Raw genomic sequence first — 12569 nt, forward strand, 5'->3', positions numbered from 1 at the left:
GCGCCGCATCGCTGCGCGCTGCAGCGCGTCCGGGACACGTGAGCGGAGTCTAGTTCACCCGCTCAGCCGCGCGCTGCACCGCTTCGAGACGGCGCGCCTGGTTCTGCGCGCCGCGCTCCCTCAGCAGCGCCAGCACCCCGGCGGGCGCGGTGTCGGGCGAGCCCGCATTGAACGGCGGGGCTGGATTGTATTCCATCTGGAGCTGGATCGCTTCGGCCGTGGTGCGATTGACCATGATCGAGACCAGCGTCAGCGCGAAATCGATCCCGGCGGTGACACCGCCGCCGGTGATGCGGTTGCGATCGACGCAGACGCGTGTCTTCGTCGGTGTCGCGCCGAACTGTGCGAGCATCTCCATTGCGCTCCAATGGGTGGCCGCGCGGTAGCCCTTCAGGAGGCCGGCGGCGCCGAGGGCCAGCGATCCCGTGCACACCGAGGTGACGTATTTGGCGCCTGCCGCCTGCTTGCGCAGGAATTCCAGCACGTCCTCGTCGTTGAGAAGGTCGTTGGTGCCCTGGCCGCCGGGCACGCAGATGACATCGAGCTGGGGGCAATCCGCGAACGTCGTGGTCGGCGTCAGCGTCAGCACGGAATCGCTCGGCACCGGCTCGATCCGCTTCCAGATCAGGTGCAGTTTTGCGTCCGGGACCATGGCGAATACCTGCAAGGGGCCGGTGAAGTCGAGCTGGGTGACGCGTGGAAACACCAGGATTCCGATCTGGAGCGGTGACGACATGGGAGCCTCCGACAATGCGCTTGACGGCGGCAGAATGGCATGGTGCCCTGCTGTCAGAAATGGCTTAATTCCCTCGCTTTCGGACATACCTGCGGCCTAGCCCATGATCGGCATCCTGATCTTCCCGGACTTCCAGCTGCTCGATGCGGCAGGCCCGATCTCGGCATTCGAGATCGCAGCGCGCTGCATCGGCAAGGCGCCGGCCATCCGCGTGCTGGCGGCCAAGCCGGGGCTGGTGCGCAGCTCGTCGGGCGTCGAGATGATGGCGCGTGACTTCAAGACGGCGAACGCGATCACGACGCTGCTCGTGGCCGGCGGCAGCGGCGTCGCGGAGGCCGCGCGCTGCGAGATCACGCGGGCCTTCGTGCAGCGGCTGGCAAGGCGCGGCGTGCGGGTCGCGAGCGTCTGCTCGGGCGCCTTCGTGCTCGCCGAGGCGGGACTTCTCGACGGCCGCCGGGCCACCACGCATTGGGGGCGGACGCGCGAGTTCGTCGCATGCTTTCCCAAGGTCAAGTTCGAGCCGGACCAGATCTTCACCCGCGACGGCAATGTCTGGACTTCGGCCGGAATCTCCGCCGGCATCGACCTCGCGCTCGCGATGGTCACCGAGGACCATGGCGAGGAGATCGCGCAGGCGACCGCGCGCCAGCTCGTGCTCTATCACCGCCGCAGCGGCGGGCAGTCGCAATTCTCGTCGCTGTTGGAGCTGAAGGCGCCGAACGGGCGCTTCGGCGCACTGTTATCCTGGGCACGCGAAAATCTCGACGCGCCGCTGACGGTGGAGGATCTCGCCGACCGCGCCGGCATGAGCGCCCGGCATTTTGCCCGCGCGTTCGCCGCGGAGACCGGCACGACGCCCTCCAAGGCGATCGAGCGGCTCAGGCTCGAAGTCGCGCGCGAGCGCGTGCAGTCCTCGCGGGAGGCGATCGAGCGCGTGGCGGAAACGACTGGCTTCCGCGATCCCGAGCGCATGCGGCGCGCCTTCATCCGCGCGTATGGCCAGCCGCCGCAGGCGCTGCGGCGCGCGGCGCAGGCGGGGTAGGGCGCCCGGCACAAGCCTCCACTTGAAGGGGCTCTGCCGGGCTTTCGGTGTGAACGTCAGCTCGCGCGGTCAGCCGAATTCCTTGCCGACCTCTCGTCCGACGGAGGCAATCACCTCGTTTTGCCCGCTCATGGCGACAGAGGCGCCCGTGAGATAGACTGCGACGATGAGCGCCGAGCGCTGAGGTGGCCATACGATCGCAACGTCGTTGTTGGTGCCGCGACCGCCCGCTCCAGTCTTGTCGCCCACGCGCCAGCCCTGCGGCAGACCGGCGCGCAATCGGCTGTCGCCTGTCTTGTTTGCGATCATCCATTTGGACAGCTGCTCCCGACCTGCCGGCGGAAGCACGTTGCCCAGCACCAGACGCCTGTAATTCTCAGCCATCGCGTTCGGGCTTGTCGTGTCGCGAGGATCGCCTGGCGCAGCTTCGTTCAACTCGGTCTCGATGCGGTCCAATCGGGTCACGTCATCACCGAGGCTGCGGGCGAAGGCGGTCAGGCCGGCAGGGCCTCCTATTTCCCTGAGAAGCAGGTTGCCGGCCGCGTTGTCGCTCCTCGTAACGGCGGCCTCGCAGAGTTCCCGCAGCGACATGCCGTCCGGTCCCACATGCTCACGGGTGACCGGCGAATATTCGACGATGTCGGATTGATCGATGCGAACGCGTCGATCGAGGCCGTCCAGCTTCTCTCCTACCTGTTTCAATATTGCTGCGGACGCGAGCACCTTGAAGGTGCTGCACATCGGAAATCGTTCGTCTCCCCTATGTTGAATCGACGCTCCGGTTTGCGTGTCGAGCACGGTGACGCCGAGCCGACCGCCGCTTTTGCTTTCAAGCTGCCTGATGGCCTCCAACAGCCGTGTTGTTTCAAGTGTCGAAGCACCCGAGACTTTCGAGAGGAAGAGCTGTACTGAAAGAACAAGTGTAGATGATCCGAACTGACGTCGCGTTAGCATCGTGAACTCCGATTGAACGTGCGCTTTTTTGCTGCGTGCTGCCGCGATTGACAAACGATGCTTCGTAAGGCCATCCATAAGTAAAACTTGGATCAGACGTGGCCCGCCGACCTCCCAACGTTTCCAGTCTTCCGCTGAACGCGCTCCGCGCGTTCGAGGCGGCAGCGCGTCACCTCAGCTTCACCAAGGCCGGCCTGGAACTCCGGGTGTCGCAGGCCGCCGTGAGCCAGCAGGTGCGAACTCTGGAGCGAAGCCTGCGTGCGGAGTTGTTCAGGCGGCTCACGCGCGGGCTTGCCCTGACAGAGGAAGGCGAGGCGCTGTTGCCTGCGATTTCGGATGCTTTCGGTCGGATCAACCAGGTGCTGGACCGTTTCGAAAACGGCCGCATGCGGGAGACGCTGATGATCGGCGTCGTCGGAACGTTCGCGGCAGGCTGGCTCGTTCCTCGCCTCAAGAGTTTCACCTCGATCCACCCGCAGGTCGATATCAAGATTTTTGCCAACAACAATCGTGTCGACCTCGGCGCCGAGGGCTTGGACTACGCCATTCGATTTGGCGACGGCGCCTGGCACGGTACCAACGCAGAGCGTTTGGTCGATGCTTTCTTCACCCCGATGTCCACGCCAACGATAGCGAAGCGCCTCAAAGACCCGATAGATCTCCATCAACAGGTGCTGCTGCGTTCCTACCGATCCGGCGAGTGGACACAGTGGTTCGAGGCGGCGAAATGCCGGCAGCCTCGCATGACGGGCCCGACGTTTGATTCATCGGTCTCCTTGGCGCACGCTGCAGCTCAAGGAGGCGGGGTCGCACTTTTGCCGGTCGTCTTGTTCTCGGAGGATGTAGCCCGGAAACGCCTGGCCTGTCCTTACGACACCCGCGTCCATCTTGGATCGTACTGGCTCACGTCCCTGAAATCAAAGCGGCACACGCACGCGATGCAGGCATTCCGGCAGTGGATATTGGCTGAATGCAAGAAGATGAAAGTTGAATGAGCATGGCGCATCGAGATGCCTTTGCTCAAAGGCATCGCGGCGCGGTGAGGGCTGGCTAGGTGATGTGGCCCGTGGCCGCCCCGCCGGACGTATCTGCGCGCACGATCACCCGCCGTGCGATCGGCATCAGCATGTACGGCGCGAGGTGAATCGGAAACTGCGTCAGCGCGAAATAGAGCCAGGTGGTGGGCGGCAATGCGCCGGCGGTGGCCGCCAGCATCAGGCCCAGATTGCGCTGTGACACCATCAGGCCGATCGCAAAGGCGCGCTCGTTGCCGGCGCGGCGAAAGATGAATGTCGTGACGGCGAGCAGGGTGAAATAGACCGCGAAGGCAAGCAGTGCGACGCCGATCGCAAACAGCGGATCGGCGAGGAAATCGTGCACCACGTCGCCCATGACGGCGGATGCGAACACCAGCAGGATGAGGATGTTGAAGCCGTCGATCGGCCGCCTGTGGCGCTGGATCGCGTCGGTGCCGAACAGTCGGCGGATGACGGTCGCGGCCAGCAGCGATGCGGCGAGGATGCCGAGCAGCTTCAGGCCGAGCGCGAGCGGCGAGATGCTGAGCATGCCGCCGAGAAAGAGGCTCGCGAACAGCGAGGCGGTCAAGGGCACGAGCGCAGTCGCGGTGACCAGCGTGACCAGCGGCAGCGTGGCGTCGAGGCCGATCAGCGCGGCGAGCGCGGGTGCTGCCATCATCGGCGAAGCCATGCCCTGGAGCATCAGCGCAAGGAAGAGACCAGGTGAGCTGCTGTCGAGCCCGCTTCCATGGGCGATGAGGCCGACGATCAGCGGCACACCGATCGTGGTCCAGGCCGTGGCGGCCCCGACCAGCGCCGGCCGGCGCAGATGTCCGTACAGCGCGACGAGATCGACGCGCATGAAGGAGATGCAGAGCAGAAGGAAGATCGCTTCGGTGACATAGGGGCGCAGCAGCGCGCCCAGCGGCGGCACCGCGACCGCGATGAAGGCGATCGCCGCCACGGCGCGCGTGCCCTGGCCGCCGAGCCAGCTCAGGGCGCGCAGGGGAAGGGCGAGGGCGGCTTCGAGGAGGAAGGGCATCTCTGTCGGGATTGTCGGTTCGGGGGCATTCCCGCTTTCGGCCCCGGGGAGGGGCTCACGACTATCCCATCCGGGAGCTGGCCTGGCCAGACCGCGCCGGGAAGGGCTGGGTTGCCGCCCTTCCCCCGCCGTATTCGGCGTGTTAACCGGAGGGCCTGCGAGCGGCGGTATCCCCTGTAGAATGTCCAACGAGCCCGATTCGCTGTTGAAGCCGCGCGAAATGTTCAAAATCTTTTCCCTGACCGGTCTTGCGGCGCTTTTGGCCGCCACCGCACTGACGGCTGCGACGCCGGCAAGTGCGCAGATCGGCACGATCTTCTCCGATCCGCCGCCGCTGCGGCCGCCCGGCAACATTCCGCGCGGCCAGCCCCAGCCGCAGCCGATGCCCGAGGACGACGAAGAGGTGCCGGAGCTGCCGCCGCAGGGCCGGGTGCTGCCGTCGCGCCCGATGCCGCCGCCGGGCCGGCAGGGCAACGTGATGCCGGGGCCGGTCGAGACCCAGCCTCTGGCGCCGCCGCCGGGCTCGACCCTCGCGCCGCCAAACCAGCCGCCCTCCGCCGCGATCGCTCCGCCCGGGCCGCAAGGCGCGCCGGGTGCGCCCGGTCAGCGCCAGCCCCAGCAGAAGGGCGGGCCGGGCGGCGCCGTGCCACAGACCCCGGCCAGCCTGCAGCCGGGCGACGAGGTCGTGACCGAGCCGCCGGCCCAGAAGATCGTGAACAAGAAGGCGACCTTCTCCGGCCTCGACAAGATCACCGGGCGCATCATCAATTTCGACGAGGAGATCGGCGAGACCGTCCAGTTCGGTGCGCTCCGCGTCAAAACCAACGCCTGCTACACGCGTCCGGCGACTGAAGCGGCCAACACCGACGCCTTCGTCGAGGTCGACGAGATCACCTTGCAGGGTGAGGTGAAGCGGATCTTCTCGGGCTGGATGTACGCGGCAAGCCCGGGCCTGCACGGCGTCGAGCATCCGATCTACGATATCTGGCTGACCGACTGCAAAGAGCCGCAGCAGACCGTCGCCACGGCGGCACCGGATCCGGCCGCGGCAAAGCCGCCGCCACCGCCGCCTGCGCAGAAAAAGGCCGCCCCCAAGCAGGTGCAGCAGCGCCCGCCGCAGCCGCTGCCGCCGATCCAGCAGCAGCAACAGCCGGCACCGCCACCGCCGCCCCCACCGGAGCAGCGCCCAGGCCTGTTCGGCATTCCCGGATTCGGCCGCTAACGAGCTGTTCGTTATTGCCGCGAAGCGATGATCTCCAGGGCGCGTGCGCCCGGGATCGCTTCGCCGGCGGAGAGCCTGAGGAAATCGCCGGGTTCGCCCGCCAGCGCCTTGTCGAGCAGCGCGGTGTAGCGTCGCCGCGAGATCTCGACTGCGCCGAAGCTCTTCAGGTGCTCGGTGACATATTGGGTGTCGAGCAGCTCGAAGCCGCCGTGAATGAGCCGCGCGACCAGATGTACCAGCGCGACCTTCGAGGCATCGCGCACATTGTGGAACATGCTCTCGCCGAAGAAGGCCCGCCCCAGGCTGACGCCGTAGAGACCGCCGACGAGCTCGTCGCCCTGCCAGGCTTCGACGCTGTGGCAATGGCCGAGCTCGAAGAGCCCGCCATAGAGGTCGCGGATGCGCTTGTTGATCCAGGTGTCCTCGCGTCCCACTTGCGGCGCAGCGCAGCCGGCGATCGTCGCCTTGAACGCGGTGTTGACGGTGACGCGAAACTGATCCGAGCGCACCGTGCGCGCGAGGCGCGAGGCGACGCGGAAGCCGTCGAGCGGGATGACGCCGCGCAGCTCCGGCTCGACCCAGAACAAGGTCGGATCGTCGGCGCTTTCCGCCATCGGAAAGATGCCGCAGGCATAGGCGCGCAGCAGCACGGCCGGCGTGATTTCAGACGGGGCGGAGTCGCGCGAAGTCATGGCTTGCCATCATAGCAGGATCGCAACGCAGTTGCGATGGGTGGCGGCCGGACCGCTCAGCTCGCCGCAGCGGTGCTGGTCTTGCCGACGCTTGGGGGCACGCGGCCGAACTTCAGCACGACCCGGGTTCCGGAATGCGTGGGATCACGCTCCACCGTCGCGTCGAGCTTGGTGGCCATGGCTGCGACGATGCGCTGGCCCATGCCGGTGGAGCGCGGATCGGCCTTGACATTGTCGCCGACGCCGTCGTCGGAGATCGAGAGCAGGAGATCGTCGCCTTGCGAGATCAGCTCGACATGGATCGGGCCGGCGCCATCCGGATAGGCGTATTTCACCGCGTTCATCACCAGCTCGTTGACGATGATGCCGACGGCGACCGCACGGTCCGGATCGATCTCGATCGGCTCGGCCTTCAGCGTCAGGCGCGACATCCGGTTGCCTTCGGCGGACCGCCTGAGATCCTCGAGCAGCGAGTCCAGATACTGATTGAGGACCACGCTCTTGAGGTCCTGCGAGGTGTAGAGGCGGCGGTGCACCTGCGCCACCGCGGCGACGCGGCCCATCGCATTGGTCAGCGCCGCCTTGACCTCGTCCTGCGCTGCGGAGCTCGCCTGCAGGTGTAGCAGCGAGGCGATGATCTGGAGCGAGTTGCCGACGCGGTGGTTGACCTCGCGCAGCAGGAGCTCGCGTTCGGCGGCGAGCGCCGCGTAGCGGTCGCGCGAAGCGTGGATCTCGGCCTCGGCTTCCTCGCGCGCCCGCTGCAGCTCGGCTTGGCGCAGCGCGCCCTCGGCGGCGACGTGGAGGAGCGGGATGAAGTCGCCCTGGACGTCCTTGACGAGATAGTCGGCCGCTCCCGCCTTGAGCGCGGTCACCGCGATGCTGGAATCCTGCGAGGCGGTGACGAACACGACCGGCGGCGCGTCCGGGATCGCCATGATCTGCTCGAGCGTCTCGAGCCCATCGAGGCCCGGCATGTACTGATCGAGCGCGACGACATCGATGCCGCCTTCGGTGCTGTTCTGGGCGGCGGCGCGGCGGATGCGCTCGAGGCCTTCCTCGCCGCTTGCGGCATGGACGACCCGGAAGCCGCGCCGCGTCAGGCCGCGATCGACCAGGCGCGCCAGCGCCTCGTCGTCGTCGATGTAGAGCAGTGTCGGCGTGGGCTGGTTCATGTGGCGGCGGGCGGGACCTGGATGACCGAGAAGAACAGCCCGAGCTGCCGGATGGCGTTGGCGAAATTCTCGTAGTTGACGGGCTTGGTGATGTAGACGTTGCAGCCGAGCTCGTAGCAGCGCTTGATCTCCTGGGAATCGTCGGTGGTGGTCAGCACCACCACGGGCGAGGCCTTCAGATACTTGTTCTCCTTGATCTGCCTCAGGATGTCGATCCCGGTCATATCGGGCAGGTTGAGGTCGAGCAGGATCAGGAGCGCGTTGCCCTTCTGCACGAGCCCGGAGCCGTCGGCGCCGAACAGGTGCCGCATGGCCTCGGTGCCCGTGGCGAAGGAGACGATCTCGTTGTTGACGCCCGAGCGGCGGATGTTGCGCTCGATCAGGCGGGCATGGCCCTCGTCGTCCTCGATCATGATGATGGTGACAGGCTGGGTCATCGATCTCGGTTCCGGTTGCTCACGTTCCAGGCGATCGGCAGCGTGATCGTGAAGGTGCTGCCCGCATTAAGTTCCGATGATACCGACATGGTGCCGCCGAGGCGACGCACAAGTGCACGCACATGCGCAAGGCCGATACCCTGGCCGGGCTTATCCTGGGTTCCCGCGCGGCGGAACAGGTCGAATATCCGCTGGTGGTCCTTCGGATCAATACCGCGGCCGTTGTCGCTGACCTCGAAGATAGCGTAGCCGAGCTTGGTCCGCCCGCGGATTCTGATCTCGCCGGGCACGCCGGGCTTGAGATATTTGATCGCGTTGTCGATCAGGTTGGAGAAGATCTGCTCGAGGGCGAGGCGGTCGCTCACGAGGTCCGGCAGGGGCTCGAGATGGATCTCGGCCTGCGCCTCGGCCGCCTGGTGCGCCAGCGTCGTTGCGATGGCCTCGATCAGCTCGCGCGTGTCAACCTTCACCGGCTGGAATTCACGCCGGCCCTCGCGGGTGAGGTTGAGGATGGCCGAGATCAGCCGGTCCATCTTGGCGATCGACGATTTGATGAAGCCGAGCGCTTCGGAGAAATCCTCCGAGAGCTGCTTGTCGGCGCCTTCGAGCGCGATCTCGCCCGGCGCGGCAGGCGCGAGCGGCGCTGCCCCCGCGGGGACATGCGCGAGGCTGCCGATGCGGCGGAAGATGTCGCCGCCGAGCTCTTCGAGCTCGCTCGTGAAGCCCATGATGTTGACGAGCGGCGAGCGCAGATCGTGGCTGACGATATAGGCAAAGCGCTGGATCTCGTCGTTGGCTTCGCGCAGATCCGCCGTGCGCTCGTCGACGACGGCTTCCAGATTGAGGTTGGCATCGCGCAGGCGCGCCTCGGCCTCGTCGCGCACGCGTGCCGAGCGCCGCACCAGCCAGATCGAGATCAGCGCCAGCACCACCACGAGGCCGGAGCCGATACCAGTCATCGAGGCGGCCAGGGTCTGGCTGTGGTCGGAGTTGGTCGTGCGGAGGCGGAACAGGCGCTCCTCCTCCTGGATCATCGCGTTCGCGACGCTGGTGATCCTGGTTGTGGTGTCCTGCGCCGCGGCCTCGCGAACCAACGCGGTGGCCCTGTCCGGCTGGCCCTGCTGCATAAAGATCATTTCCTGCGCAAACTGACCGAGACGGATTTCGATCGCCGCGCTCAGCTTCTCGACATTCGCGCGTTGCTGCGGATTGTCGGCGTTGAAGCGCGTGAGCTTGTCGAGGGCTGGAATGATCGCCGAAACGGCCTTTTCATGGTCGACCCTGAAGTTGTCCCCCTGGGTCAGCAGAAAGCCTCGGGCGCCGCTCTCGGCGCGCCGGATCTCCAGCAGCAGGGCATTGATCTGGTTCTCCACCTCGATGGTGTGAAGCACCCATTTGCTGTCCTCGCGCGCCTTGTTGACGAGGTAGACGGAGCCGGCGCTGATCACGGTCAGCACCAAAATGCCCGCCGCGAACAGCAGGACCTGCCAGAATGCCCGCCGTCGCTGGCCTTCAGCCGTCACGACGGTTCACCTGTTTGCGTGCGATGGAGTTCAAAACGCCCCCTTGGAATTGGCCCCAACCCTCCAGAACGCGATCGGGGCCAAAGGGTTCCACAAGGGGACGAGGTTATCGCGGGGCGGGTTCCGCCTTGCCGGCCAGGTACTGCTCCAGCCAGTGGATGTGGTAGTCGCCATTGATGATGTCGGCTTCGCGCACCAGCGCACGGAACAGCGGCAGCGTGGTCTCGATGCCCTCGACCACCATCTCGTCCAGCGCCCGCCGCAGACGCATCAGGCATTCGGCCCGGGTCTTGCCGTGCACGATCAGCTTGCCGACGAGGGAGTCGTAATACGGCGGGATGGTGTAGCCCTGGTAGACGGCGGAATCGATCCGCACCCCGAGGCCGCCGGGCGGATGATATTGCAGGATCCGGCCCGGCGAGGGGCGGAAGGTCTGCGGATTCTCGGCGTTGATGCGGCACTCGATCGCGTGGCCGATGACCTGGACCTCGTCCTGCCTGGCCGGCAGGTCGCCGCCGGCGGCGATGCGGATCTGCTCCAGCACGAGGTCGATGTCGGTGATGCTTTCGGTGACGGGATGCTCCACCTGGATGCGGGTGTTCATCTCGATGAAGTAGAACTCGCCGTCCTCGAACAGGAACTCGATGGTGCCGACGCCGAGATATTTCATCTCGCGCATGGCTTTGGCGCAGGTCTCGCCGATCTTGGCCCGTGCGGCGGCAGCGAGGACGGGCGAGGGGCCTTCCTCCCAGACCTTCTGGTGGCGGCGCTGCAGCGAGCAGTCGCGCTCGCCGAGATGGATCGCGCCGCCGCGGCCGTCGCCGAGGATCTGGATCTCGATGTGGCGCGGCTTCTGCAGGTATTTTTCCAGATAGACGGAGGCATCGCCAAAGGCGGATTTGGCCTCGTTCGCCGCCGTCGACAGCGCCACCTGCAGGTCCGCCTCGCTGTGCGCGACCTTCATGCCGCGGCCGCCGCCGCCGGCCGCCGCCTTGACCAGCACCGGGAAGCCGATCTTCCTGGCGATCGCCAATGCATCGTCGTCAGGACCGACGGCGCCGTCCGAGCCGGGCACCACGGGGATGCCGAGCCGCTTGGCGGTCTTCTTGGCCTCGATCTTGTCGCCCATCAGGCGGATGTGCTCGGCTTTCGGACCGATGAAGTGCAGATTGTGCTCGGCGAGGATTTCCGCAAAGCGCGCGTTCTCGGAGAGGAAGCCGTAACCGGGATGCACGGCATCAGCGCCGGTGATCTCGCAGGCCGCGAGCAGGGCGGGCACGTTGAGATAGCTGTCCTTGGACGCCGGCGGCCCGATGCAGACGCTCTCGTCCGACAGCCGCACATGCATGGCATCGGCGTCCGCGGTGGAGTGCACGGCGACGGTCGCGATCCCGAGCTCCTTGCAGGCCCTGAGGATGCGAAGAGCGATCTCGCCGCGATTGGCTATGAGGATCTTGTCGAACATGTTGTCCTGCAGCGAATGGCGAAGTGGCGAATGGCGAGTAGGGAAGGCTGACGCCATTCGCTAATCGCTATTTCCCCATTCGCGTCACTCAATGATCACCAGCGGCTCGCCGTACTCGACCGGCTGGCCGTCCTCGACCAGGATCTGCGTCACCGTGCCGGCGCGCGGCGAGGGGATCTGGTTCATCGTCTTCATGGCTTCGATGATCAGCAGCGTCTGGCCGACCGAGACCTTGGTGCCGACGTCGATGAACGGCTTTGCGCCCGGCTCCGGCGCCCAATAGGCGGTGCCGACCATCGGCGAAGTCACGGCGCCGGGATGCTTCGACAGATCGGCCGCGGCCGCTGCTGGCGCCGCGGGGCTTGCCGCCAGCGGCAGGGCGGCCGGAGGAGCCGTCACCTGCATCGGCATGGTCGCGGCAACGCTGATGTTGCGGGCGACGCGCAGGCGCAGGCCCGCCCGCTCGATCTCGATCTCGGTGAGGCTGGTCTCATCGAGCAGAAGTGCCAGCTCGCGAACGAGCGCGGAATCCTCGCTGGAAAACTTTGCGGCTGCTTTGTCGTCTGGCTGGCGCGCCATGTTGTTTGATCCGAATGTTCTGATGGAAGGGAGCGTCAGGCGTTGGGCTTGATGCCGAGCTTGGCGGCAAGGCCCTGGATGGCGAGGCGGTAGCCCTCGATGCCGAAACCGCAGAGCGAGGCGAAAGCCGCGCGTGCGGTGTAGGAATGGTGACGAAAACTCTCGCGGGCGTGGATGTTGGTCACATGCACCTCGACCGTCGGAATCTGCACGGCGAGCAGCGCATCGTGCAGTGCGATCGAGGTGTGGGAATAGCCGCCGGCATTGATGATGATGCCCTTCATCTTGCGCCGATGCGCCTCGTGGATGAAGTCGATCAGCTCGCCTTCGCGGTTGGACTGCCGGCAGTCCGCCTTCAGGCCGAACGTCGCGGCCGTCTCCCGGCACAGCGCCTCGACGTCGGCCAGCGTCGCGTGGCCGTACTTGTCGGGCTCGCGCGTCCCCAGCATGTTGAGGTTCGGCCCGTTCAGGACGAGGATCGTGTCGGTTGCAGGTTCGGCCATTCCAATCCCGGAAGAGGTGTTTCGGCGTGGCGGGGGTTATAGGTAACAAAGCGCTTGAGGGGAAGCCTTGAAGGGCCTCGAGGGCAGCTTCAAGCACCTCATCCAGTGCGCAAAAACCTGTGCGGAAACTACGGAAATTGCTTGTTAACCAGGCCGAAGCATGGCTGCCGGGCGCATGCAAAGGGG

General features: G+C 66.1%; 13 protein-coding genes. 3 read left to right on the top strand and 10 right to left on the bottom strand.

The features are described 5' to 3' along the window. Window positions 1–49: 49 nt before the first annotated feature. Window positions 50–736: a DJ-1/PfpI family protein gene (locus N2602_RS18555; RefSeq protein ID WP_260383507.1), complete on the bottom strand. Its 687-nt coding sequence runs from the start codon at window positions 734–736 to the stop codon at window positions 50–52. A gap of 103 nt (window positions 737–839) precedes the next feature. On the opposite strand from N2602_RS18555, the gene N2602_RS18560 reads away from it, so the two are divergent. Then, window positions 840–1778 carry a GlxA family transcriptional regulator gene (locus tag N2602_RS18560; protein ID WP_260383508.1) on the top strand — a complete coding sequence of 313 codons (939 nt, stop codon included), beginning with the start codon at window positions 840–842 and terminating at the stop codon, window positions 1776–1778. Between the two features lie 69 nt (window positions 1779–1847). Here N2602_RS18560 and bla read toward each other — a convergent pair whose 3' ends face one another. Beyond that, window positions 1848–2732, bottom strand: a complete 885-nt coding sequence (bla, locus tag N2602_RS18565; RefSeq protein WP_409241920.1) for a class A beta-lactamase — start codon at window positions 2730–2732, stop codon at window positions 1848–1850. A gap of 98 nt (window positions 2733–2830) precedes the next feature. Between bla and N2602_RS18570 the strand changes: the two genes are divergently transcribed. After that, window positions 2831–3727 carry a LysR family transcriptional regulator gene (locus tag N2602_RS18570; protein ID WP_260383510.1) on the top strand — a complete coding sequence of 299 codons (897 nt, stop codon included), beginning with the start codon at window positions 2831–2833 and terminating at the stop codon, window positions 3725–3727. Between the two features lie 55 nt (window positions 3728–3782). Here the strand turns inward: N2602_RS18570 and N2602_RS18575 are convergent, their stop codons facing one another. Next, entirely contained in the window at window positions 3783–4790 is a 1008-nt protein-coding gene (locus N2602_RS18575; protein ID WP_260383511.1) for a Na+-dependent transporter, read from the bottom strand. Between the two features lie 181 nt (window positions 4791–4971). Here N2602_RS18575 and N2602_RS18580 point away from each other — a divergent pair, with 181 nt between their 5' ends. Beyond that, window positions 4972–6012, top strand: a complete 1041-nt coding sequence (locus N2602_RS18580) for a DUF2155 domain-containing protein (RefSeq protein WP_260383512.1) — start codon at window positions 4972–4974, stop codon at window positions 6010–6012. 11 nt (window positions 6013–6023) lie between these two features. On the opposite strand, the gene aat is transcribed toward N2602_RS18580, so the two are convergent. The 7 genes from aat to aroQ form a co-directional block, all read right to left on the bottom strand. Then, entirely contained in the window at window positions 6024–6704 is a 681-nt protein-coding gene (gene aat, locus N2602_RS18585) for a leucyl/phenylalanyl-tRNA--protein transferase (protein ID WP_260383513.1), read from the bottom strand. A 56-nt stretch (window positions 6705–6760) separates the two neighbouring features. Then, window positions 6761–7876 carry a sensor histidine kinase gene (locus N2602_RS18590; RefSeq protein WP_260383514.1) on the bottom strand — a complete coding sequence of 372 codons (1116 nt, stop codon included), beginning with the start codon at window positions 7874–7876 and terminating at the stop codon, window positions 6761–6763. Further along, window positions 7873–8313 carry a response regulator gene (locus N2602_RS18595; RefSeq protein ID WP_172788656.1) on the bottom strand — a complete coding sequence of 147 codons (441 nt, stop codon included), beginning with the start codon at window positions 8311–8313 and terminating at the stop codon, window positions 7873–7875. Before N2602_RS18595 ends, N2602_RS18590 begins: the two co-directional genes overlap by 4 nt. Continuing rightward, the gene (locus N2602_RS18600) at window positions 8310–9836 is read right to left on the bottom strand and encodes a CHASE3 domain-containing protein (RefSeq protein ID WP_260383515.1); all 1527 of its coding nucleotides are present in this window, start codon (window positions 9834–9836) and stop codon (window positions 8310–8312) included. The genes N2602_RS18595 and N2602_RS18600 overlap by 4 nt, the downstream gene beginning before the upstream one ends. A gap of 106 nt (window positions 9837–9942) precedes the next feature. After that, a complete protein-coding gene (gene accC, locus N2602_RS18605; RefSeq protein ID WP_172788658.1) occupies window positions 9943–11301 on the bottom strand; it encodes an acetyl-CoA carboxylase biotin carboxylase subunit in 1359 nt (452 codons plus the stop codon). A gap of 84 nt (window positions 11302–11385) precedes the next feature. After that, window positions 11386–11880, bottom strand: coding sequence for an acetyl-CoA carboxylase biotin carboxyl carrier protein (gene accB, locus N2602_RS18610; RefSeq protein ID WP_172788659.1), 495 nt, complete (start codon window positions 11878–11880; stop codon window positions 11386–11388). Window positions 11881–11915: 35 nt separating this feature from the next. Next, a complete protein-coding gene (gene aroQ / locus N2602_RS18615) occupies window positions 11916–12383 on the bottom strand; it encodes a type II 3-dehydroquinate dehydratase (protein WP_025036005.1) in 468 nt (155 codons plus the stop codon). Window positions 12384–12569: the final 186 nt, after the last annotated feature.

This window comes from Bradyrhizobium sp. NC92 (assembly GCF_025200865.1).
Taxonomy (GTDB): domain Bacteria; phylum Pseudomonadota; class Alphaproteobacteria; order Rhizobiales; family Xanthobacteraceae; genus Bradyrhizobium.

Excerpts from the sequence above, each read along its gene's own strand:
- N2602_RS18555 (WP_260383507.1), bottom strand. The coding sequence starts at position 736 with ATGTCGTCACCGCTCCAGATCGGAATCCTGGTGTTTCCACGCGTCACC.
- N2602_RS18560 (WP_260383508.1), top strand. The coding sequence starts at position 840 with ATGATCGGCATCCTGATCTTCCCGGACTTCCAGCTGCTCGATGCGGCA.
- bla (WP_409241920.1), bottom strand. The coding sequence starts at position 2,732 with ATGCTAACGCGACGTCAGTTCGGATCATCTACACTTGTTCTTTCAGTA.
- N2602_RS18575 (WP_260383511.1), bottom strand. The coding sequence starts at position 4,790 with ATGCCCTTCCTCCTCGAAGCCGCCCTCGCCCTTCCCCTGCGCGCCCTG.
- N2602_RS18580 (WP_260383512.1), top strand. The coding sequence starts at position 4,972 with ATGTCCAACGAGCCCGATTCGCTGTTGAAGCCGCGCGAAATGTTCAAA.
- aat (WP_260383513.1), bottom strand. The coding sequence starts at position 6,704 with ATGACTTCGCGCGACTCCGCCCCGTCTGAAATCACGCCGGCCGTGCTG.
- N2602_RS18590 (WP_260383514.1), bottom strand. The coding sequence starts at position 7,876 with ATGAACCAGCCCACGCCGACACTGCTCTACATCGACGACGACGAGGCG.
- N2602_RS18595 (WP_172788656.1), bottom strand. The coding sequence starts at position 8,313 with ATGACCCAGCCTGTCACCATCATCATGATCGAGGACGACGAGGGCCAT.
- accC (WP_172788658.1), bottom strand. The coding sequence starts at position 11,301 with ATGTTCGACAAGATCCTCATAGCCAATCGCGGCGAGATCGCTCTTCGC.
- accB (WP_172788659.1), bottom strand. The coding sequence starts at position 11,880 with ATGGCGCGCCAGCCAGACGACAAAGCAGCCGCAAAGTTTTCCAGCGAG.
- aroQ (WP_025036005.1), bottom strand. The coding sequence starts at position 12,383 with ATGGCCGAACCTGCAACCGACACGATCCTCGTCCTGAACGGGCCGAAC.